The following is a 20,809-nucleotide window of genomic DNA, read 5'->3' as shown; positions in this document are numbered from 1 at the left end:
GCCAGCAGCGCCGCCGCCCTCGTTCAGTGAGTGGGCTTATAGAACCAACCCCTTTTCCAAGTCAACAGCGCTTTTCGAAAAAAATCATCTTTCTTTCAAGCGATTGTTTTTACAGATGAAATTTCGAACGGCGCGCAGATGCTGTCGTTTCCCGGATTCCGACCGGCCTCACGGAGCGGGAGAAGTGAACATTCTTCGACTTTTCACCAGAAAGAACGCTCTTACGTCTCCCGCGCCCCGACATCATCACAATCTGCTGGTCATAACAGACACACGATTCACACAGGCAAAGGCGGGCAAACTGCCCTTCTCTGCGTGATTTGACTTCCATGCCTAAAATATGCACATCTTTCGCCCCAGCCAGGATGGTCAAGAAATGCTCCCAGAGACGTCAAATGCAAGGACGCGGACCCGACTGCCATGATGACGGAGAAAATGATGATCCGCTCGTTGGGCAACGAGCCTCCGCTTCTGGCCGACGGCAGGCGCGCTCCCGACCGTCGCGAGGTTTCCCTGCGCTGGCTCTCGGGCACGTTCCTCACCGGCATTACCTCTTCCGTCCTGATGGGCGTCGCCCTGTTCGCCGCGCTTGATGGCCGCCAGCAGCTGGCGATCCCTGCCGAAGCCTATGCGAGTGCTGCCGCAGACGCGCATGTGGATACGACCGTCGTCCGCGGCGGCCGGCTAATCGCACCCGCCATCGCCGCAAAACCGTCCGACCGGGCGATCATGGAAGTTTCGACCGTCGTCCACGACGGTGAAAAAGAGGTCGTGCGCCGCCAGCCCTTCGCGCATGTGAAGATGACGCTGGCCGCCAACCATGTCGCGACCGAGGACTATCCCGATTTCGATCCCCTGGCGATCTTCTCCGCCGACGAGCCCCAGCCTGCCCCGCAAAGCCGCACCGGCGCGCTTTATGGCTCCGACGTTGAATCCGAAGTCAGCCTGAAAACCATTGCCTTCCCGACCGGCAAGACCGGTATGAAGATGGCCTCCGGCCTGTCACTCGAGGAGGTCGAAGAAAATGTGCGCTCCAACGGTTCCGTGCTGACCGACGGCAACACACAGCTCGCAGCGCTTTATTACGTCGACCCGCGTCGTTTCTCCAACGAGGATGCCGATGTCGACCTGACCGCGGGTCTCTCCGCCCGCGTGCTCGAGCAGAACATGACGGTCTCCGCACCGGAATCGATCACGCCGCAGACCGAAGAATTCGCCGACGACATCCTGCCGGTGCGCGTCGATGCACCCATCGCCAAGGCGCTGACAGATTCCGGTTATCCGCAGCAATATGCCGATGGCATTGCCGGCATCATTGCCCAGCAGTTGGGAGCCAGCGACCTCGAAAAAGGCGACGTGCTGCGGATCGGCATCATCCAGAAGGGCGAACAGGCAAAGATCATCCGGGCCAGCGTCTATCGCGGCACGCGCCATCTGGTCACCGTGGCTCTCGACGACAAGGGCAAATATGTGTCCGGCAGCGAGCCGCCGATGCTGGACGCCATCGCCACAGCCTTTGATGACAATTCCTTCGCGCCGGCGCCCGGCCAGAACCTGCCGCGCGTCTATGACGGCATCTTTCGCGCCGCCCTTTCCTACGGCATGACCAAGGATATGACCGCGCTGATCATCAAGCTGCTCGCCAGCAATGTCGATTTCCAGGCGCAGCTGAGACCGACGGATACGCTCGAGGCCTTCTTCTCCGTCGCCGACAGTGCCGGCCAGGCAACCGAGGATTCCGAACTGCTCTACGTCAACGCCCGTTTCGGCGACACGCAGACGCGCTTCTACCGCTTCCAGGATCCCGAGGACGGCACGGTCGATTATTTCGACGAGAACGGCAAGAGCATCCGCCAGTTCCTGCTGCGCAACCCGGTTCCGAACGGCATCTTCAAATCCGGCTTCGGCATGCGCCGGCACCCAATCCTCGGTTTTGCCCGCATGCATACCGGCGTCGATTGGGCGGCCCCCCGCGGCACGGCGATCATCGCTGCCGGCAACGGCACGGTCGAGAAAGCCGGCTGGGATTCCGGTGGCTATGGCAACCAGACGATCATTCGCCATGCGAACGGTTACGAATCCTCCTACAATCACCAGAGCGCCATCGCCAAGGGCGTCGTGCCCGGCGCCAAGATCCGCCAGGGCCAGGTGATCGGCTGGGTCGGCACGACGGGCGAATCCACCGGCCCGCATCTGCATTACGAGCTGATCGTCAACGGCACCAAGGTCGATCCCCTGCGCATTCGCCTGCCGGGCGGCAAATCCCTGCAGGGCGAGGCGCTGGCAAAATTCGAGGATGAGCGCAAGCGCATCGATACGCTGTTGAACAACCAGACACCGGATCAGGTGGCGAGCAAGTAATCGCCGCCGCAGCCGGCAGGCTGATGAACTGCCGGGGCGTCTCGGCCCACAAAAAATGGCGGCCAAGGCCGCCATTTCTCATTCATCCGACGGCTCGCCTATGCCGCTTCGCTGACCGTCTGCCGTGTCCGGAACTGCAGCCGGTCCGAACCGCTTGTCACCTTCACCGTCGATCCATCCGGCACCTGGCCGGACAGAATCTGCTCGGCCAGCGGATCCTGCACGAATTTCTGGATCACCCGCTTCAGCGGCCTTGCGCCGTAGACCGGGTCATACCCCTTGTTCGCCAGCCAGTGGCGGGCGTCCTCATCGAGATCGATGACGATCTTACGCTCCGACAGCAGAGCCACCAGCCGCTTCAGCTGGATATCGACGATCGCGCCCATCTCCTCGCGCTTCAGGCGGTGGAAGAGGATGATCTCGTCGATACGGTTCAGGAATTCCGGCCGGAAATGCCCGCGCACGACCTCCATCACCTGTTCGCGAACCGTGTCGCTGTCGTCGCCGTCCCTAAGCTGCGTCAGATACTCGGCGCCGAGGTTCGAGGTCATGATGATCATCGTGTTGCGGAAATCGACCGTCCGGCCCTGGCCGTCGGTGAGGCGTCCGTCGTCCAGTACCTGCAGCAGGATGTTGAAGACGTCGGGATGCGCCTTCTCGATCTCGTCGAACAGCACGACCTGATAAGGCCTGCGGCGCACCGCTTCCGTCAGCGCTCCGCCTTCGTCATAACCGACATAGCCGGGAGGCGCGCCGATCAGCCGGGCAACGGAGTGTTTCTCCATATATTCCGACATGTCCATGCGCACCATCGCCGTTTCGTCGTCGAACAGGAAGCGGGCGAGCGCCTTGGTGAGCTCCGTCTTGCCGACGCCGGTCGGGCCGAGGAAGATGAACGAGCCGATCGGCCGGTTCGGATCCTGCAGACCGGCGCGGGCGCGGCGGACCGCGCGCGACACTGCCTGAACCGCATCGCCCTGGCCGATCACCGATTTCCCCAGCTCGTCTTCCATCCGAAGCAGCTTGTCGCGTTCGCCCTCCAGCATCTTGTCGACCGGGATGCCGGTCCAGCGGGACACGACATGGGCGATGTTGTCGGGGATCACCACCTCCTGGACCATCGCGCCGCGCTCGCCATCCTGCTTCTCGGCTTCGACGAGCTGCTTTTCGAGATCCGGAATGACGCCATAGGTCAGCTCGCCGGCGCGCTGAAACTCCCCCTTGCGCTGAGCAATCGCCAGTTCGTTGCGGGCATCGTCGAGCTGCTTCTTGAGATCGGCGGCAAGGCCGAGCTTCTGCTTTTCCGCCTGCCAGCGGGCCGTCAGCGCATCGGCTTCCTCTTCAAGAGTGGTCAGTTCGGTCTCCAGCCGCTTCAACCGATCGGCGGAAGCGACGTCGGTTTCCTTCTTCAGCGCCTCGCGCTCGATTTTCAGTTGGATGATGCGGCGGTCGAGCTCGTCGAGCTCCTCCGGCTTGGAATCCACCTGCATGCGCAGCCGCGCTGCCGCCTCATCCATCAGATCGATCGCCTTGTCGGGCAGGAAACGGTCGGTGATGTAACGGTTGGACAGTGTCGCGGCGGCGACAAGCGCCGCATCGGCAATGCGCACCTTGTGATGCTGCTCGTATTTTTCCTTGAGGCCGCGCAGGATCGAGATCGTATCTTCGACCGTCGGCTCGTCGACGACGACGGGCTGGAAGCGACGGGCGAGCGCCGGATCCTTCTCGACATGTTTGCGATATTCGTCGAGCGTGGTCGCGCCGACGCAATGCAGTTCGCCGCGGGCAAGAGCAGGCTTCAGCAGGTTGGAGGCATCCATTGCCCCATCGGCCTTGCCGGCGCCGACCAGCGTGTGCATCTCGTCGATGAACAGGATGATCTCGCCGTTTTCCGCCTGCACTTCGTTGAGCACGGCCTTCAGCCGCTCTTCGAATTCGCCGCGATATTTCGCGCCGGCAATCAGCGCGCCCATGTCGAGCGCCATCAGCTTCTTGTCCTTGAGCGATTCCGGCACGTCGCCGTTGACGATACGCAGCGCCAGCCCTTCGACGATCGCCGTCTTACCGACGCCGGGCTCGCCGATCAGCACCGGGTTGTTCTTGGTGCGCCGCGACAGGACCTGGATGGTGCGGCGAATCTCGTCGTCGCGGCCGATGACCGGATCGAGCTTGCCCTCGCGAGCCTCGCTGGTCAGATCACGCGCGAATTTCTTCAGGGAATCGAAGCCCTGCTCGGCGTTGGAGGAATCGGCCGTCCGACCTTTGCGGATATCGTTGATGACCTGATTGAGGCCCTGAGCCGTGACGCCGGCATTCTTCAGCGTCGAAAAGGTCGACGCCGAGGATTCGATCGCCAGCGCCTGCAGCAGGCGTTCCACCGTCACGAAGCTGTCGCCGGCCTTCTTTGCCGCCTCTTCGGCGGTCGAAAGCACCTTGGCAAGCGGCTGCGCCAGATAGATGTTGCCGTTGCCGCCTGAGATCTTCGGCATTTTGGCAAGGGCGGCGTCATTGGCAAGGCGGGCAACCTTGGGATCGCCGCCGGCGCGCTCGATAAGCGACGCCGCCATGCCCTGATCGTCGTCGAGCAGGACTTTCAGCACATGCTCGGGCGAAAATTGCTGATGCCCCTGCGCCAGCGCATAGGTCTGCGCCGACTGGATGAAGCCGCGCACCCGCTCCGAATATTTCTCGATATTCATATTCCACCTCCATGGATCGCCCTGCCCTTACGAGGCGCAGACCGATGATTGAGATCGACCCCCTGAAAAGGCAGGCCGCGCTTGCCCGTCTCTCGATTTGGGCGAAGCAGTTCGAGGAGAATATGGTAGCCTGTTCCAGGAGTTTAAAGAGCCCGTAAAATGAAAATCCCCGGCACAGGGCCGGGGATTTTCAAGCAAATCCGGGCAGATGGTATGAACGTCCCGCCTCTTCCCTAAGGAAAGGCGAAATCCTTCACTCCGATGTGGCGTCCGCCAGAACAGGCGCCTCGGCGGAAGCGCCCTCGCCTTCCGGGGCTGCGTCGCCTTCTGCGCCACGACGCGGGCGACGGGGACGGTTGCCGGCGCTGCGGCGGCGGGGCTGGCGTTCGCGCGGCTGGCCGGCGGAACCTTCCTCGTCCATGGCGACCTCGGCAGGAATGCCTTCGATCTCCGGCTGCGGGCCGGTTCCATCGATGACCTCGGGCTGAGGTGCCGGAGCGGGAGCCGGCTGCGGCTGTGCCTGCGGCTGCCTGCTCTGCGGCGGCTGGACGACAACGACATCATCGCCGTCATTGTCGTTGTTATCAATATCGTCGCTGTCGCGATCCGCCGCGTCGCGGTCATTGTAGTCGCCGCGATCGTCGCGCTGGAAACGCTCCTGCATCTGCGCCTGAGCGCTGGCGATGATCCGATTGTAATGTTCGGCGTGCTGAAGATAGTTCTCGGCCATCACGCGGTCGCCGGAGCTCTGGGCATCACGGGCAAGCTGCGCATACTTCTCGGCAATATGCTGGGCGGTGCCGCGAATCTTCACATCGGGGCCGGAGCTGTCATAGGTCCGGGTCAGCGGGTTACCGCCCTTGCGGTTGAAATTGTTGTTGTTGTTATTTCCGCCGCCGCCATTGTTATTGTTATTACCACGCCCTCGACCGCGCTTGTTTTGCTGTCCTGGCCTCATAGATCGTTCACCTGAATTCTCTGTTTGTGATGGATACATGGCACCAACCGCCATGACCGGAAAACCGGGTCAGGACCTTTGTGCCGCGAGCATACTGCGCCTCTGCGCCGACCTGCCGCTTGGTTCTCAAGTCAGTTTGACTGATTCACGCGTTGGGTCGTGTTCAACCGTTGAAACTCTCGTTTAAAAGAGCGGACCCCCGAGGCAAACCAAGTACCGAACGAATCTCGTTCATTCCTATCTGCCCAACACGTGTCCGCAACCTATATTGCTTCCCTGGGAAATCCAAGCCTTTTCTTCGCAATAACAATAATGTCCCGTCCAATGCCGCAATTATCGCCTTTTACGCGAGCGCGAACATGAGCGCCCTGTCATTCTGACCATAATCTTTCACGGATTTGAGGCAGCTGAAGCCTTTCGCTTCGAAGATCGCCGTCACATCGTTTCGCTGATCGTAGCCGATTTCCAGTCCAAGAACCCCATCGGGCCTCATGAACCTTGCCGCATCCTTGGCTATGGCTTTATAGGCGTCAAGCCCATCCGGGCCGCCATCCAGAGCCGCAACCGGATCAAATTTCGTCACTTCGGGAGCGAGATCGTGAATGACATTGGAGGCAATATAGGGCGGATTTGAGACAATCGCGTGAAATGAGCCCTGGATCTTCTCGAACCATTTCGACCGTACGGCCTGAAAGCGATCCTGCAACCCGTTTCTTTCTGCGTTTGATCTTGCCGTTCCAAGGGCATCCGCCGATATGTCGCTGCCGATGCCTGAAGCCTCAAGACACTCGCTCAACAGCGCAAGGCATATCGCCCCGGTCCCTGTTCCGATGTCAAGAATATGGAGATGGCCGTGGACCTTTGCAAGGTCCTTGAGATAGGGAAGCACCGTATCGACCAGAATTTCCGTATCCGGCCGCGGCTCCAAGGTCTCCGCCGAAAGCTGTAGCGCCAGGCCGTAAAATTCCCGCTCGCCAAGAATGCGATGCACCGGCTCATGGCCGAGCCGCCGCTCCAGCGCCTTGGAAATCACCGCGATCTGATCAGCAGAAAGCTTCTCGGCCGATCGCGTCAACAGTTCGGTCGATGACTGTTTCAGAAGGCCCGCGACAAGCAGGCGCGCATCGGTTGCCGGATCGGCGATGCCTGCCTCCGTGAAGCGACGGCGCGCTTCGGCAAGCATATCGGCGACCGTCCGGCTCATAGCTGCTCGCCGAGCTGCGCCAGCTGGCTTGCCTGATAGTCGGCCATCAACGCATCGACGACCTCCTCGATTTCACCCTCCATCATCCGGTCGAGCTTATAGAGCGTCAGATTGATGCGATGGTCCGTCACGCGTCCCTGCGGGAAATTATAGGTGCGGATGCGTTCCGAGCGATCGCCGGAGCCGACCTGGCTCTTGCGGTCGGCCGAGCGTTCGCTGTCGGCCCGCTGCCGCTCGGCATCGTAGAGCCTGGAACGCAGCACCTGCATCGCCTTGGCGCGGTTCTGATGCTGCGATTTTTCCGAGCTGGTGACGACGATGCCGCTCGGCAGGTGGGTGATGCGCACCGCCGAGTCCGTCGTATTGACGTGCTGGCCGCCGGCACCGGAGGAGCGCATCGTGTCGATGCGGATATCTTCCGGCCGGATTTCGATGTCGATCTCCTCTGCCTCCGGCAGCACCGCCACCGTCGCGGCCGAGGTATGGATGCGCCCGCCCGCCTCGGTTTCCGGCACACGCTGCACCCGGTGTACGCCGGATTCGAATTTCAGTTTGGCAAAGACGCCGCGCCCGGTGATCGTCGCAATGATTTCCTTGTAGCCGCCGGCTTCGCCCTCGCTTGCCGAGAGCACCTCCACCTTCCAGCTCTTTTCGGCCGCGAAACGCTCGTACATGCGAAAGAGATCGCCGGCAAAAAGGGCTGCTTCCGAGCCGCCGGTGCCGGCGCGGATTTCCAGGATTGCGCTTTTTTCATCCGCCGCATCCTTCGGCAGAAGCAGGATCTGCATTTCCTGCTCCAGCGCCTCGATCCGCTCCTTCACCTCGGGCAGTTCGAGTTCGGCAAGATCGCGCATCTCGCGATCCACCGATTTGTCTTCGAGCAGCGTGTCGAGATCGGCAAGTTCAGCGATCGCCTTCTCGTAGGCGCGGATCTTCGTGACGACAGGCTGCAGCTCGGAATATTCGGATGCAAGCTTCACATAGACGTCGGCAGCCGGGCCCGCCGACATGCGCGCTTCGATCTCGTCGAAACGGCGTTCCAGCTCGCGCATCTTTTCAACGGGAAGCTTCGCCACCCTTCACTCCGATTCTTCTTAATATAGGCCTAAAGGGGAATATTGTGGCTCTCGGCGAAGCGGGCAAGCACCTCGCGCATCGGCACCGTCGCGCTGTTGTCGTCCAGCACGTCATCCATCGCCTTCGCCAGCGCGCCGACATCGAGCCCGAGCAGCATCGCTTTTACTGGCCCGATCGAGGCCGGCGACATCGAAATCGAGCGGAAGCCGATGCCGAGCAGCGCCATTGCCGAGAGCGGCTTGCCGGCAAGTTCGCCGCAAAGCGTCACCGGCGTCTTGTTCCGGTCCGCCCCACGCACGATGTCGCGCAGGATGCGCAAAAACGGCTTGCCCAGCGGATCGAAGCGGTCCGACACACGCGCATTGCCGCGGTCGACGGCCATCGAGAACTGGAAGAGGTCGTTCGAACCGACCGAAACGAAATCGACCGCCTCCATCAGCTCGTCGAGCTGCCAGAGCAGCGCCGGCACCTCAAGCATCGCACCGAATTGCAGCTTGCGCGGCAGCCCGTGGCCGAAGCGCGAGAGATGCTGCACTTCCTTCTGCAGGAGCTCGCGCACCATCCTCAGCTCGGAAACCTCGGTCACCATCGGTACCATCAGCTTCAGCTCGGTATCGGCCGACGCCTTCAGCAGGGCGCGCAGCTGAGTACGCAACAGTCCCGGCCGGTCGAGCGACAGCCGGATGGCGCGCCAGCCGAGTGCGGGGTTTTCCTCCTCGTGGCCGCGGAAATAGGGCACGACCTTGTCGCCACCGATATCGAGCGTGCGGAAGGTGACGACGCGGCCGGCCGCCTGTTTGATCACATTGCGGTAGAACTGCTCCTGCTCGTCCGCCTTCGGCATGGTGGAGGCGATCATGAATTGCAGCTCGGTGCGGAAGAGACCGATGCCCTCTGCACCCGATTCCGACAGCTGCGGCAGATCGACCAGCAGCCCGGCATTCATCATCAGCGAGATCCGCTTGCCGTCCTTGGTGACCGGCTCGATGGCGCGCAGTGCCCGGAACTGTTCCTGCCGTCTGGCGCGGAAGCGGACCTTTTCCTCGTAGGAACGGCGATGATCGGTCATCGGCCGCAGGTGCACATGCCCCTCGTCGGCGTCGATGATCACGGCATCGCCGTTCTCGGCGAGCGCCACGACACCCGCCGCCTGGCCGATGACAGGAATGCCCATGGCACGCGCGACGATCACCACATGGCTCGTCACCGCCCCTTCCTCCAGCACCAGCCCGCGCACATTGGCGCGTGGATAATCGAGCAGTTCCGCTGCCCCCATGGCACGCGCCAGGATGACCGCGTCGTTGGGGAAACCTTCCGCGGTCGTCCGCCCGGTATAACCGGTCAACTGCCGAAGCAGACGGTTCGCCAGATCCTCGAAATCATGCATGCGTTCGCGCAGATAGGGGTCGGTCAACCGCATCATCCGCGCCTTGGTGTCGCTCTGCACCTTCTCGACCGCCGCTTCCGCCGTCAGGCCGTTGCGGATCGCCTCCTCGAGCTTGCGCACCCAGCCCTGGTCATGCGCGAACATCCGGTAGGTTTCGAGCACCTCACGATGCTCGCCCTCCATCGACACGTCGCGACGCGACAGCATGTCGTCGATCGATATCCTCAGCGAACCCATGGCTTCAGCCAGCCGCCGGATTTCCTTCTCCGCATCCTCGTTGAGCAGGTTGGTAACGACGATGCGCGGCTCGTGCAGCACGACATAGCCGAGGCCGATGCCGTCATTATAGGTGTCGCCGTCGACGGTCACCGAGCGCGTCAGGTCGAGTTCAAGGCCCGGCTTGGTGATCTTCTTCAGCTCGCCGGTGGCGATCATCTCGGCAAGCACCATTGCCGTCGTCTCGAGCGCTTCCACCTCTTCCTCGCGATAGGTGCGGCTCGCCTTGTTCTGCACGACGAGAACGCCGAGCGAGCGCCCGGTCCTCAAGATCGGCACGCCGAGGAAGGAATGGTAGATTTCTTCACCCGTCTCCGGCAGGTAGCGGAACGCCGGATGCGACTGCGCGTCGGAAAGGTTGAGCGGCTGCGCTGAAGCCGCAATCGTGCCGACGAGGCCCTGCCCCATCTTCAGCTGCGCCAGGTGCACGGCCTCGCGGTTGAGGCCTTCGGTGGCGTAGAGCTCAAGCACGCCGTCGGCGCGCAGCACGTAGACGGAGCAGACCTCCGCCACCATGTTGCCGGCGATCTGCCGGACGATCCGGTCAAGACGATCCTGCGGCTCCAGCGGCTCTGCCATCAACTCGCGCAGCCGCCTGAGCAGCACGCGCGGACCGCCGGAAAGGTCTCTCATGACGTCTCAAGCTCCCGAAACAACGCACTCTGTCCCGGCCGGCCCGCCGTCGTCTCCTCAACCTGAAGGAGCAGGCCGCCCGCTGGGAATCAATTCTTATCCAGACCGTAGCAGGAATGCAAAGTCCTGACAGCGAGTTCTGCATAAGGACCGTCGATCAGGATGGAAATCTTGATCTCGGAGGTGGTGATCGCCTTGATGTTGATGCCTTTTTCGGCAAGTGCACGAAATGCGGTAGCAGCAACGCCGGCATGGCTGCGCATGCCGATGCCGATGACCGAGACTTTCACCAGCCCCGATTCGTTTTGCACGACGTCGTAGCCGATCTTCTCCTTATGGTCGCCGAGCACCTTGATCGCCTTCTCGACGTCGCCCGACGGCACGGTGAAGGTCATATCGGTCTTCGATCCGTCCTCGGAGATATTCTGGACGATCATGTCGACATTGATATGGGATTCGGCAAGCGGCCCGAAGATCGCGGCGGAGACGCCCGGCCGGTCGGCAAGACGGCGAAGCGAGATCTGAGCCTCATCCTTGGCATAGGCGATGCCGGTGACTACTTCCTGTTCCACGATTTCATCCTCGTCACAAATCAGCGTTCCGGGCGGGTTCAACAGATCGCCCATGCCCGGAGCATCGGGATCTTCGAAAGACGAGCGCACGAAGGTACGCACCTTGTGCACCATGGCAAGCTCGACCGACCGCACCTGCAGCACCTTGGCGCCGAGCGAGGCCATCTCGAGCATTTCTTCGAAAGCGATCTTCTTCAGCCTGCGCGCCTGCGGCACGATGCGCGGATCGGTCGTGTAGACGCCATCGACATCGGTATAGATATCGCAGCGATCCGCTTTGACAGCGGCCGCAATGGCGACGGCCGACGTATCCGATCCGCCGCGTCCGAGTGTGGCGAGGCGGTTGTCCGGTCCCAGCCCCTGGAAACCTGATATGACGGCGACCTGCCCCTCGCCCATGCGCTTGATGATGTCGGAGCCGTCGATCTCCAGGATGCGCGCCGCGCCATGGGCGTTGTCAGTGCGGATCGGGATCTGCCACCCCTGCCAGGAGCGCGCATTGATATCCATCGCCTGCAGCGCAATCGCCAGCAGCCCCGAGGTCACCTGCTCGCCGGAGGCGACGACCGCGTCATATTCGCGCGCATCGTAAAACGGAGAGTTGGCGCCGATCACCTTCGGCATGCCCTGCACCCAGCCGACCAACTCGTTGGTCTTGCCGGACATGGCCGAAACGACCACCGCCACCTCGTGGCCGGCATCGACTTCACGTTTCACATGGCGGGCAACGTTCTTGATGCGGTCCAGGTCAGCGACGGACGTGCCGCCGAATTTCATTACGATGCGTGCCATATGCCTCTACCACGACTGGCGCCGGAAAACGGAAACCCGGACCCGGCATCACGAAAGCTCTGGGGCGGACCGCTTGGCGAAAGAGCCGAGTTACAATTTCTGGAACCGCTCTAAAAGCCCAGGCCTGTAAGGCCCCAAGTTGCGGCGTCTCTTAGCGAGTTTGGCGGGGGTAGGCAAGCGCGCGCGATAAAACCAGTTGCCGGGTGGCTCGACGCCTGCCGGTCTCCTGCTTCGCGCCCCTTGACTTATGCCTGTGATCATCCGACTTCACATCTGACGAACGAAGGAGCGGACGATGACGGAAGGCGCCAGAAGCACGATCGACCAAGGCGAAGTGGACCGCTTCTCGGCGATGGCGGCGGAATGGTGGAGCCCGACCGGCAAGTTCAAACCGCTGCACAAATTCAATCCCGTCCGGCTCGCCTATATAAGAGACAAGGCCTGCGAGAATTTCGGCCGCGATCCGAAAAGCCCTCGGCCGCTCGAGGGTCTGCGCGTCCTCGATATCGGCTGCGGCGGCGGCCTGTTGTCCGAGCCGGTCGCCCGCATGGGCGCCTCCGTCACCGGCGCGGACCCTTCCGAGAAAAATATCGGCATCGCCTCGACCCATGCGAAAGCCTCCGGCGTTTCGGTCGACTACCGCGCCGTCACCGCCGAGGAGCTTGCCGATGCCGGCGAGAGCTTCGATATCGTTTTGAACATGGAAGTGGTCGAACACGTCGCCGATGTCGAGTTCTTCATGACGACCTGCGCAAAAATGGTCCGCCCCGGCGGCCTGATCTTCGTTGCCACCATCAACCGCACGATGAAGGCGGCAGCCCTTGCCATCTTCGCCGCCGAGAACATCTTACGCTGGCTGCCGCGCGGCACCCACCAGTATGAAAAGCTGGTGCGCCCGGAAGAGCTGGAAAAGCCGCTTGCCGCAAGCGGTCTCGAGATCACCGACCGCACCGGCGTCTTCTTCAATCCGCTGTCGAACCAGTGGAATCTGTCGAGAGATATGGACGTGAACTATATGCTGCTGGCGAAACGGCCGGCTTGATCCGGCATTCATAAGCCGGCTACATTTCGGCATTGGGGCCAATGCGCCGGTTGAATTTCAGTGCACATCCTCCGGCAGAACCGGAATAGCAGCGATCTCGATGCCTTCTTCCACCAGCGCCTGCGCCTCGTCCAACGTCGCCTGGCCGATGATGCCGCGGGCATCCGCCTCGCCATAATGGATCTTGCGGGCCTCCTCGGGAAACTTCGTGCCGACATCCTCGGAATTGGCTTTGACGGCGGCGACGGCCTCTTTCAGTTTTTGCAGGGCCTCCTGCCGCATCGCGTCCATCGCCAGGGTCTGCCTCTCGTCCCTCTTGCGCGCCGTCGAAACGGAAGGCGCCATCAGAAGCTTGGAGATGGTGGCGGAATGGCAGACCGGGCAGGTCAGGAAACCGGTCGCGACCTGACGGTCGAAGTCGGCGCTTTCCGAAAACCAGCCTTCGAATTCATGGGCATTGTCGCAGGTGAGAGAATAGCGGATCAAGCGGCGACGCCTCCTTCGACTGCCCCCGCAATCTTTTCGACCGAGAATTCCCGGCCGTTCCTCAGGTTCGGGATCTTGTCATGCGCAGCCTTGACCGCGCCGGGATCGATCTCGGCGAGGATGACCGCCTCTCCGGTGGCACCGGCCGAGGCCAGCACCGTGCCCCAGGGATCGACGATCATCGAATGGCCGAAGGTCTCGCGCCCGTCCTCGTGCCGGCCGGCCTGCGCTGCGGCGATGACGAAGACACCGTTCTCGATCGCGCGAGCACGCAGCAGGATCTCCCAATGCGCTTCGCCCGTCTGCCGGGTGAAGGCGGCGGGAACCGTCATCACCTCGGCGCCGGCAACAGCCTGGGCACGGAAGAGGGCGGGAAAGCGCACGTCGTAGCAGATCGCGAAACCCATTTCGGCGAAAGGCAGCGACAGGACGCGCGCCTCCGAACCGGCCGTATAGGCCGCACTTTCACGCCAGCTCTCGCCATTGTCGAGATCGACATCGAACATATGGATCTTGTCGTAGCGATTGAGGATCCTGCCGTCGGGACCGAACAGGAAACCGCGATTGGCAATCTTGCCGTCGGAAAGCGCGATCGCCGTCGAGCCGACATGCATGTGAATGCCGAACTCCCTGGCAAGCTCGGAGCCGGTCTTGACGATGACGTCATGCGTCTCGTCGGCGAGCACGGCACGCGCCGCGGCGCGGTCGCGCTGCAGCATGCCGGTCATCTCGGGCGTCTGCACATAGGTCGCGCCCTGGGCGGCAGCCTCGCGCACCAGCCGCGCCATGGCGGCGGCATTCTTGAGCGGATCGACCCCGGAGCACATCTGGATGGCGGCAGCCTTGAAACTCATCGGTTCCTCCTCAGGCCGCCAGCATCGGATCGAGCTTGCCGGCGCGATCGAGCGCAAAGAGATCGTCGCAGCCGCCGACATGTGCGGCGCCGATAAAGATCTGCGGAAAGGTGGTCCGCCCGTTCGACTTGCCGATCATCTCCTGGCGAAGGTCCGGGGAATAGGTCGCGTCGTGCTCGACGTAGTCGACGCCCTTTTCTTCAAGAAGGGACTTGGCGCGGCTGCAATAGCCGCAGAACTGTCGTGTATAGATCGTGACGGGTACCATAATATCTCCAGACGGATGCCGGGTATTTCTGTCATATAGGCTCGGAGAGAGCCCTTGCAAAGGTCAAAACCGAGATCTCGGCCGCACCCGCCTTGCGCAGCGTCCGGCTTGCGGCGGCGACCGTCGCCCCTGTCGTATAGACGTCGTCGACAAGGACGATGCGTTTGCCGAAAATGTCGTTTTCGCGACCCTTGGCAATCGCGAAAGCGCCTCTGACATTGTCCTCGCGCGCCTTGGCGCCGAGGCCAACCTGCTGGCTGGTGCGCTTGACGCGGATAAGGGTGGCGGCAAGCAGCGGCTTTCCGGAAAGCCTTGCCATATGGCGGGCAAGCTCGGCAGCCTGATTGAACTTGCGGGCCAGCATGCGGGTGCGGTGCAGCGGCACCGGAATCAGCGCATCGCAGCTTTCGACCGTCCCGTCGGAGGCGCGCAGCATCCAGCCGGCCATCATCGGCGCCAGATCGGTGCGATCGCGATATTTCAACCCATGCACGAGATCACGGACCGCATGGTCGTGGGTCGCCGCCGACCGCAACCGGTCGAAAGGCGGCGGGTTGGCGATCGCCTCGGCACTGAGAATGCCGGCGCCGAGATCGTGCGAGAACGGGATGCCGAGCACCTCGCAATAGGGCCGTTCGATGAAGCGGATGCCGGACCAGCATTTCGCGCAAAGCCCGCGATGGCCGCCGGTTGAAATACCGCAGACGGAACAAGCCGGCGGATAGAGAAAATCGACAAGCGCCGAAAACGGCCGCCAGAGCTGCGTCCGCAAGAACTCCGCCGGTCTTTCGAAATCGATCGGTCCCATGCCGACGAGACTAGCCTGTTCTCATCCAAAGGAAAATCGTCTTGCCGCGTCAGCGAGGCCGGACTATGGACATCGCCATGGAAACGATCTTCGACAGAGACCTGATCGCCGCACATCGCCATCGCGCGCTTGTCAACAACGACCCGAAAGCCGCCTTCCTGCTGGACATCGCGGCAGAGGAAATGGCCGAGAGGCTGGCGGTCGTCGAGCGGCGTTTCGAAACCGCCGTCGAATTGCATGGTACAACCGGTGCAGCGGCCCGCGCGGCAATGGCGACGGGCAAGATCGGCACGATGATCCGCGTCGAGAGCGAGAAGGCCTATGCGGGCCGAGGCGAAACCCTGATCGAAGCGCCTTTCGAAGATGTGCCGCTCGAGCCGCAATCGACCAATCTCGTCCTTGCGCCGCTCAGCCTGCATCTGACCAACGACACGCCGGGCGTTTTCATTCAGATCCGCCGTGCCCTGAAACCGGACGGTCTGTTCCTGGCGGCCATTCCCGGCGCTGGCACGCTGCAGGAACTGCGCGACGCCCTCTTGACCGCCGAGGTCGACATGACCGGCGGCGCCAGCCCGCGCGTCATCCCCTTCGCCGATGTGCGCGATGTCGGCAGTCTCATGCAGCGCGCCGGCTTCACCCTGCCGGTGATCGACGCCGAGACCTATACGGTACGATATGATTCTCTGTTTCCGCTGATGCGCGATCTCCGAGCCATGGGCATGAGCAATCCGCTCGCAGCCCGCGGCCGCATGCCCCTGACCCGCGCCTTCTTTCTGCGCGCCGCAGAGATCTATGCCGAGCGCTATTCCGATCCGGACGGACGCATTCGCGCGACCTTTTCGATCATCTATGTCTCCGGATGGGCGGCTCACGAGAGCCAGCAGAAGCCGCTCCAGCCGGGTTCGGCCAAGGCACGCCTTGCCGATGCGCTGAAAGTGGACGAGCACAAGCTCAGGCAATAGCGGATAATATCGAAGAGTGTCAGCGGTTAGTGCAGCTCATCATGCTGCAGCCCGTCAAAAGTAGTCGGCCGCCTCTTCAATTGACGGTAATATTGTTGCTGACAACGCTGAAGACGTTCTGCAGGCTGCCGCTAAAAATACCGAGACCCGAGACGAGCGCCGTGCAGATGACGGCGGCGATCAGGCCATATTCGACCGCCGTCGCACCTGTGCCGTCCGCAAGAAATGCTTTCAAAAGACGCATTACCCCAACCCTTTGCGTGAATCGACTGCAATGACCAATTGCAGGCCATCAGGCGATGGCCTTCATTTTCAGCAACCGGCGCCGACGCCGTATCCCTCGACGACGCAGACCGAGCCGGGCGTCTCCTGCAGGACGCTGCGGCGGATCGTATAACGCTTGCCGCCTTCGTTCTTCGGGATCGATCCGGTGGTGATCGTGTCGAAATCCACCGGCGCGCTGGCAAAGACGCTTTTCTTCGAAGAATCGGCAAGCATCGGCGTCAGGATCAGTGTCAGCGCGACCACCGCCGTGCCAAAGAGAAGGGCGATATTGAGCGCACCCGTCCTGCGCGAGGCAGACGAAGCCCGTTCCTTTTCCCGGACCGCTTTCCAGAAATCATCGTCCATGAGGTCAAGCCTTTTAAATACGCACGCCAGATGCTTGATTGAGGCCGATCTTTGGCAGAAGGTGTTAAACGATCCATTAATATCCACAGCCGAAAACAGCACGGCACAATAATAATCAGCAAACGCTAATGCATAGCGCCTGGAAATGTCCGGCGACTGCAGAATAATGACACATCAAAACAAAAATCGCGGGCGGGCCGCACGGACCAAGCTCAACGAGAGGCGCTTTAAAGCAAATCCTGCAGCATCGGGATGAGCGGTTCGTCGGCCGGCGGCATCGGGTAATCCCGCAGAGCCCCCGCACGCACCCATTTCAGCGCCTGCCCCTCGCGGCCCTGTGCAATGCCTTCATAGCGCCGGCAAATATAAAGCGGCATCAGGAGATGGAACGTCTCGTAGGAATGGCTGGCGAAAGTCAGCGGCGCGAGGCAGGCGATCTTCGTCTTGATGCCGAGCTCTTCCTCGAGCTCGCGCACCAGCGTCTCCTCCGGCGTCTCGCCGGGCTCGACCTTGCCGCCGGGAAACTCCCAGAGCCCGGCAAGCGATTTCCCTTCGGGACGCTGTGCCAATAGAATACGCCCATCGGCATCGATCAGCGCGCAGGCGGCGACCAGCAATATCTTCCGGCCTGCCTCGCTCATCGCGTCTCTCGCTGCCAGTAGCAATAATGATAGGCATCGCGAAACCCGAGGCGCTCATAAAGTGCGATCGCCGGGCGGTTGGAAAGCTTTACCTGCAGCCAGGCCGATCGGGCGCTGCGCATGCGAGCCCAGCGCAGCGCCGAAGTCAGGATTTCGGTGCCCAGTCCTTCGCGCCGCCGCGTTTCGCAGACCGAAAGCGACATGATGCCGGCAAGGTCGTTGTCCTGGACACAGAGCACGGTCGCGAGCGGTCCCTCTGCCGCATTTTCGATCATGAAGAGGCCCGACGGCGGCTTGATCGCGGAAATGATTTCGGCAAGCGCCGGCTTCAAGCTCAGCGGCGCCCTCTCGACCGTCAGATTGGCATCGACGAAACGGCCGACGTCATGGGTCGGCAGATGATCGAGCGTATCCGGCAGTGCAGCCTCGGCGAGATCGCACGTCATTACCACGGTCTCGTCAAATCGCGTCCAGTTCTGGGCGCTGAGAAGCTCGATCAGCACCGGCGACGCCAGCGGCGTCTGCCGGACGACGGCGGCGCGGCCATAGGCCTCGAACTTGCGGCTCGCCTTTTCCAGGCGGATCTCGACATCGCGATGGTCCGAGGGATCGAGCGGCACGATGGAATTCAGCCGATTGGACGGGTGGCCAGCCGTCAACCGGACCTGCCAACTGCCGTCATATTGCACGGATGCCGCCGGCCAGGCGCGAAAACCGACAGCCTCCAGCCTGCGGACCAGCGGCAAATTCTGCGGGGAAATAGATGCCTGCTCCAACGAACGATCAGCTCCGATAGTCGCCATTGATCGCAACATATTCCTTGGTGAGGTCGCAGGTCCAGACGGTTGCCGAACCAGAGCCGAGGCCGATATCGACTTTGACGGGGATATCCTGCGCCTTCATCACATTCGAGGCGGCCTCCTCGGAATAATCGGGATCACGCTCGCCGTTGACCGCGACCCTGACGTCGCCGAACCAGATGGCCAGCCGGTCGCGGTCGGCCATCTCGCCGGATTTGCCGACGGCCATGACGATCCGGCCCCAATTGGCGTCTTCGCCGGCGGCCGCCGTCTTGACCAGCGGCGAATTGGCAATCGACAGCGCGATACGCTTGGCGGCGGCGTCGCTCTCGGCACCCGTCACCGTGATTTCGAGCATCTTGGTGGCGCCCTCGCCGTCACGCACCACCTGCAGCGACAGATCCTTCAGCACTTCGTTGAGAGCGGCGCGGAAGGCGGCAAGCCGGGGATCGTCGGCGCGTTCGATGCGGGCCTGGCCGTCTTCGGCCGCCGCACCCGTCGCAAACAGCATCAGCGTGTCGGACGTGGAGGTGTCGCTGTCGACGGTCATGGAGTTGAAGGTCGGGCCGACGCCATCCGACAGCAGCACCTGCAGCGCGGCCGGCGCGATGTCGGCATCGGTCACGACGAAGGAGAGCATCGTCGCCATATCGGGCGCAATCATGCCGGCACCCTTGGCGATACCGTTGATCGTCACGGCAACGCCGCCGATTTCGGCGCTGCGGGTCGAAACCTTCGGATAGGTGTCGGTCGTCATGATCGCCTTGGCGGCTTCGAGCCAGAAATCGCTGGTGGCCTCGGCCTGCATCTTATCCAGGACGCCTGAGAATTTGGTGGCATCGAGCGGTTCGCCGATGACGCCGGTCGAGGCCAGGTAGACCTCGTTCTCGCCGCAGCCGACGGCGGCCGCGGCCGATTTCGCCGTCAGCGCGGTCGCCTGGCGGCCCTTCATGCCGGTAAAGGCATTGGCATTGCCGGAATTGACGACGACGGCCCGGGCGCTGCCATGGGGCAGGTTGGCGCGGCAAAAATCGACCGGCGCCGACGGGCACTTGGAGCGGGTAAACACCCCCGCGACGGCGGCCGGCTTGTCGAAGACCATCATCAGCACGTCGGTACGGTTCTTGTACTTGATGCCGGCGGAGGCCGTCGCCATGCGCACGCCGCGCAGCGAAGGCATCTGGACGAAGGATTTCGGTGCGAGCGGAGAAACGGAACCGGACATGATGAAACCTGCCAATGAGCATTTCCCGGCGAAATGGAAACCGGCTCGCCGTCCGGAAATGCGACAACAACAACGATAAGGAAGGGCCCGGAAGAACCGGGCCCTGATGCGGATATTACTGCTTCGGCGCCGGCTGGGCAGGCTCGCTGCCCGGTTCCGGCTGCTTGTTGGCCTGATCATAGCCCTTGCGCAGCGTCTCGTCCGTGATCTCGATCTTGGCGGACGTCTTGGCCTGGTTGAGGAGGGCAAGATACTTGTCGCGCATGACGAGCTGACGAACCTGGTCCTGCACCTGATCGAAAGGCGGCGGCGGAGCGTCGCGCTTGTCCTCGACCTTGATGACATGATAGCCGAAATCGGTCTTCACAGGGGTCTTGGAATAAGTGCCCTTCTCGAGCGCAAAGGCTGCGTCCTCGAATTCCTTGACCATGCGGCCGCGCGAGAAATAGCCGAGATCGCCGCCTTCCGACTTGTTCGGATCGGTGGATTTTTCCTTGGCGAGTTCGGCGAAATCCTTGCCGGCGTCGAGCTGCTTGATGATCTCCTTGGCTTCGTCCTCGGTCTTGACGAGGATATGGCGGGCGTGGACTTCCTCCTGCTTCGGCAGGGCCGCGACTTCCTTGTCGTAGCGCGCCTTGATTTCTTCGGGCGTCACGGTGTCGACGACATGCTTCTTGAAATAGGCGTTATGCAGCTCGCGATCGGAGAGATACTGCATGCGCTTCTTGAATTCTTCGGTCTGGTCGAGCTTTTCGGTGATGGCGTCGGCAGCGAGCAGCTTCACGTCGATGGCGGCGGAGAGAGCTGCGACCTTCTTCTGGTCGTCGGGAAGCTGCGCCAGCTGCGGATCGAGATTGGCGACGGCAAGATCGAGTTCCGACTGGTGGATCTCCAGATTGCCGACCTTGGCGACGACGGCGTCCTCTGCATGGGCCGGAGCCTGGAATGCAACGAAAGTTGCAAACGCCAGCAGGGCGAATTTATTGGTGCTCAACATCAAATAACCCTTCACAGTTTCATCGCCGGCGTCAGCATCGCCTATTCCAGCTCAAAATAGCCATCAACACCGGATTGTGGCCTTTCTGTATCCGCCAAATCCGTTGACATCATTCGACCCCCCTCTTATCTGTCACG

General features: G+C 62.0%; 19 protein-coding genes. 3 read left to right on the top strand and 16 right to left on the bottom strand.

The window, feature by feature from the left end; genetic code table 11:
* Positions 1-420: 420 nt before the first annotated feature.
* Positions 421-2,361 (top strand): M23 family metallopeptidase, encoded by a 1,941-nt coding sequence (locus tag CO671_RS30550; protein ID WP_097608964.1) that lies wholly within the window; start codon positions 421-423, stop codon positions 2,359-2,361.
* Between the two features lie 98 nt (positions 2,362-2,459).
* On the opposite strand, the gene clpB is transcribed toward CO671_RS30550, so the two are convergent.
* From clpB to CO671_RS30520, 6 genes are all read right to left on the bottom strand, one after another.
* Positions 2,460-5,060: an ATP-dependent chaperone ClpB gene (gene clpB / locus CO671_RS30545; RefSeq protein ID WP_097608963.1), complete on the bottom strand. Its 2,601-nt coding sequence runs from the start codon at positions 5,058-5,060 to the stop codon at positions 2,460-2,462.
* Between the two features lie 253 nt (positions 5,061-5,313).
* Positions 5,314-6,018, bottom strand: coding sequence for a DUF4167 domain-containing protein (locus tag CO671_RS30540; protein WP_097608962.1), 705 nt, complete (start codon positions 6,016-6,018; stop codon positions 5,314-5,316).
* Between the two features lie 343 nt (positions 6,019-6,361).
* A complete protein-coding gene (prmC, locus tag CO671_RS30535) occupies positions 6,362-7,222 on the bottom strand; it encodes a peptide chain release factor N(5)-glutamine methyltransferase (protein ID WP_097608961.1) in 861 nt (286 codons plus the stop codon).
* Positions 7,219-8,298, bottom strand: a complete 1,080-nt coding sequence (gene prfA / locus CO671_RS30530; protein WP_097608960.1) for a peptide chain release factor 1 — start codon at positions 8,296-8,298, stop codon at positions 7,219-7,221. Before prfA ends, prmC begins: the two co-directional genes overlap by 4 nt.
* A gap of 29 nt (positions 8,299-8,327) precedes the next feature.
* Complete coding sequence (gene ptsP, locus CO671_RS30525; protein WP_097584679.1) at positions 8,328-10,595, bottom strand: phosphoenolpyruvate--protein phosphotransferase; 2,268 nt, start codon at positions 10,593-10,595, stop codon at positions 8,328-8,330.
* 89 nt (positions 10,596-10,684) lie between these two features.
* Entirely contained in the window at positions 10,685-11,959 is a 1,275-nt protein-coding gene (locus CO671_RS30520) for an aspartate kinase (RefSeq protein WP_097584677.1), read from the bottom strand.
* 295 nt (positions 11,960-12,254) lie between these two features.
* On the opposite strand from CO671_RS30520, the gene ubiG reads away from it, so the two are divergent.
* Entirely contained in the window at positions 12,255-13,001 is a 747-nt protein-coding gene (gene ubiG / locus CO671_RS30515) for a bifunctional 2-polyprenyl-6-hydroxyphenol methylase/3-demethylubiquinol 3-O-methyltransferase UbiG (protein ID WP_097608959.1), read from the top strand.
* 57 nt (positions 13,002-13,058) lie between these two features.
* Here the strand turns inward: ubiG and CO671_RS30510 are convergent, their stop codons facing one another.
* The 4 genes from CO671_RS30510 to CO671_RS30495 are packed head-to-tail and all read right to left on the bottom strand — an operon-like array spanning position 13,059 to position 15,417.
* Positions 13,059-13,487, bottom strand: coding sequence for a DUF1178 family protein (locus tag CO671_RS30510; RefSeq protein ID WP_097608958.1), 429 nt, complete (start codon positions 13,485-13,487; stop codon positions 13,059-13,061).
* Positions 13,484-14,341: a carbon-nitrogen hydrolase family protein gene (locus CO671_RS30505; protein WP_097608957.1), complete on the bottom strand. Its 858-nt coding sequence runs from the start codon at positions 14,339-14,341 to the stop codon at positions 13,484-13,486. Before CO671_RS30505 ends, CO671_RS30510 begins: the two co-directional genes overlap by 4 nt.
* 10 nt (positions 14,342-14,351) lie before the next feature.
* Positions 14,352-14,609, bottom strand: coding sequence for a glutaredoxin 3 (grxC, locus tag CO671_RS30500; RefSeq protein WP_097608956.1), 258 nt, complete (start codon positions 14,607-14,609; stop codon positions 14,352-14,354).
* A gap of 31 nt (positions 14,610-14,640) precedes the next feature.
* Positions 14,641-15,417 carry a ComF family protein gene (locus tag CO671_RS30495; RefSeq protein WP_097608955.1) on the bottom strand — a complete coding sequence of 259 codons (777 nt, stop codon included), beginning with the start codon at positions 15,415-15,417 and terminating at the stop codon, positions 14,641-14,643.
* 77 nt (positions 15,418-15,494) lie between these two features.
* Here CO671_RS30495 and CO671_RS30490 point away from each other — a divergent pair, with 77 nt between their 5' ends.
* Positions 15,495-16,379 carry a methyltransferase domain-containing protein gene (locus tag CO671_RS30490; protein WP_097608967.1) on the top strand — a complete coding sequence of 295 codons (885 nt, stop codon included), beginning with the start codon at positions 15,495-15,497 and terminating at the stop codon, positions 16,377-16,379.
* A 76-nt stretch (positions 16,380-16,455) separates the two neighbouring features.
* On the opposite strand, the gene CO671_RS30485 is transcribed toward CO671_RS30490, so the two are convergent.
* The 6 genes from CO671_RS30485 to CO671_RS30460 all read right to left on the bottom strand — a co-directional run bounded on the left by CO671_RS30485 (position 16,456) and on the right by CO671_RS30460 (position 20,672).
* Positions 16,456-16,623, bottom strand: coding sequence for a Flp family type IVb pilin (locus CO671_RS30485; RefSeq protein ID WP_097608954.1), 168 nt, complete (start codon positions 16,621-16,623; stop codon positions 16,456-16,458).
* Positions 16,624-16,691: 68 nt separating this feature from the next.
* On the bottom strand, positions 16,692-17,009 hold the full coding sequence (locus tag CO671_RS30480; protein ID WP_004671792.1) for a hypothetical protein: 318 nt from the start codon (positions 17,007-17,009) through the stop codon (positions 16,692-16,694).
* Positions 17,010-17,236: 227 nt separating this feature from the next.
* On the bottom strand, positions 17,237-17,650 hold the full coding sequence (gene mutT, locus CO671_RS30475; RefSeq protein ID WP_009995355.1) for an 8-oxo-dGTP diphosphatase MutT: 414 nt from the start codon (positions 17,648-17,650) through the stop codon (positions 17,237-17,239).
* The gene (locus CO671_RS30470) at positions 17,647-18,453 is read right to left on the bottom strand and encodes a GNAT family N-acetyltransferase (protein WP_097608953.1); all 807 of its coding nucleotides are present in this window, start codon (positions 18,451-18,453) and stop codon (positions 17,647-17,649) included. The genes mutT and CO671_RS30470 overlap by 4 nt, the downstream gene beginning before the upstream one ends.
* The gene (gene argJ / locus CO671_RS30465) at positions 18,434-19,675 is read right to left on the bottom strand and encodes a bifunctional glutamate N-acetyltransferase/amino-acid acetyltransferase ArgJ (RefSeq protein ID WP_097608952.1); all 1,242 of its coding nucleotides are present in this window, start codon (positions 19,673-19,675) and stop codon (positions 18,434-18,436) included. Before argJ ends, CO671_RS30470 begins: the two co-directional genes overlap by 20 nt.
* 115 nt (positions 19,676-19,790) lie before the next feature.
* Entirely contained in the window at positions 19,791-20,672 is an 882-nt protein-coding gene (locus tag CO671_RS30460) for a peptidylprolyl isomerase (RefSeq protein WP_010030474.1), read from the bottom strand.
* Positions 20,673-20,809: the final 137 nt, after the last annotated feature.

Origin of the sequence: Rhizobium sp. M10, from assembly GCF_002531955.1 — a bacterium.
GTDB classification, from domain to species: Bacteria; Pseudomonadota; Alphaproteobacteria; order Rhizobiales; family Rhizobiaceae; genus Rhizobium; species Rhizobium etli_C.
This window is presented reverse-complemented; position numbering and strand designations above follow the sequence as displayed.

Excerpts from the sequence above, each read along its gene's own strand:
- grxC (WP_097608956.1), bottom strand. The coding sequence starts at position 14,609 with ATGGTACCCGTCACGATCTATACACGACAGTTCTGCGGCTATTGCAGC.
- CO671_RS30520 (WP_097584677.1), bottom strand. The coding sequence starts at position 11,959 with ATGGCACGCATCGTAATGAAATTCGGCGGCACGTCCGTCGCTGACCTG.
- ptsP (WP_097584679.1), bottom strand. The coding sequence starts at position 10,595 with ATGAGAGACCTTTCCGGCGGTCCGCGCGTGCTGCTCAGGCGGCTGCGC.
- CO671_RS30495 (WP_097608955.1), bottom strand. The coding sequence starts at position 15,417 with ATGGGACCGATCGATTTCGAAAGACCGGCGGAGTTCTTGCGGACGCAG.
- prmC (WP_097608961.1), bottom strand. The coding sequence starts at position 7,222 with ATGAGCCGGACGGTCGCCGATATGCTTGCCGAAGCGCGCCGTCGCTTC.
- CO671_RS30490 (WP_097608967.1), top strand. The coding sequence starts at position 15,495 with ATGGAAACGATCTTCGACAGAGACCTGATCGCCGCACATCGCCATCGC.
- CO671_RS30505 (WP_097608957.1), bottom strand. The coding sequence starts at position 14,341 with ATGAGTTTCAAGGCTGCCGCCATCCAGATGTGCTCCGGGGTCGATCCG.
- argJ (WP_097608952.1), bottom strand. The coding sequence starts at position 19,675 with ATGTCCGGTTCCGTTTCTCCGCTCGCACCGAAATCCTTCGTCCAGATG.
- clpB (WP_097608963.1), bottom strand. The coding sequence starts at position 5,060 with ATGAATATCGAGAAATATTCGGAGCGGGTGCGCGGCTTCATCCAGTCG.
- CO671_RS30470 (WP_097608953.1), bottom strand. The coding sequence starts at position 18,453 with ATGGCGACTATCGGAGCTGATCGTTCGTTGGAGCAGGCATCTATTTCC.
- CO671_RS30540 (WP_097608962.1), bottom strand. The coding sequence starts at position 6,018 with ATGAGGCCAGGACAGCAAAACAAGCGCGGTCGAGGGCGTGGTAATAAC.
- mutT (WP_009995355.1), bottom strand. The coding sequence starts at position 17,650 with ATGAGCGAGGCAGGCCGGAAGATATTGCTGGTCGCCGCCTGCGCGCTG.
- ubiG (WP_097608959.1), top strand. The coding sequence starts at position 12,255 with ATGACGGAAGGCGCCAGAAGCACGATCGACCAAGGCGAAGTGGACCGC.
- CO671_RS30485 (WP_097608954.1), bottom strand. The coding sequence starts at position 16,623 with ATGCGTCTTTTGAAAGCATTTCTTGCGGACGGCACAGGTGCGACGGCG.
- CO671_RS30460 (WP_010030474.1), bottom strand. The coding sequence starts at position 20,672 with ATGTTGAGCACCAATAAATTCGCCCTGCTGGCGTTTGCAACTTTCGTT.
- CO671_RS30480 (WP_004671792.1), bottom strand. The coding sequence starts at position 17,009 with ATGGACGATGATTTCTGGAAAGCGGTCCGGGAAAAGGAACGGGCTTCG.
- CO671_RS30550 (WP_097608964.1), top strand. The coding sequence starts at position 421 with ATGATGACGGAGAAAATGATGATCCGCTCGTTGGGCAACGAGCCTCCG.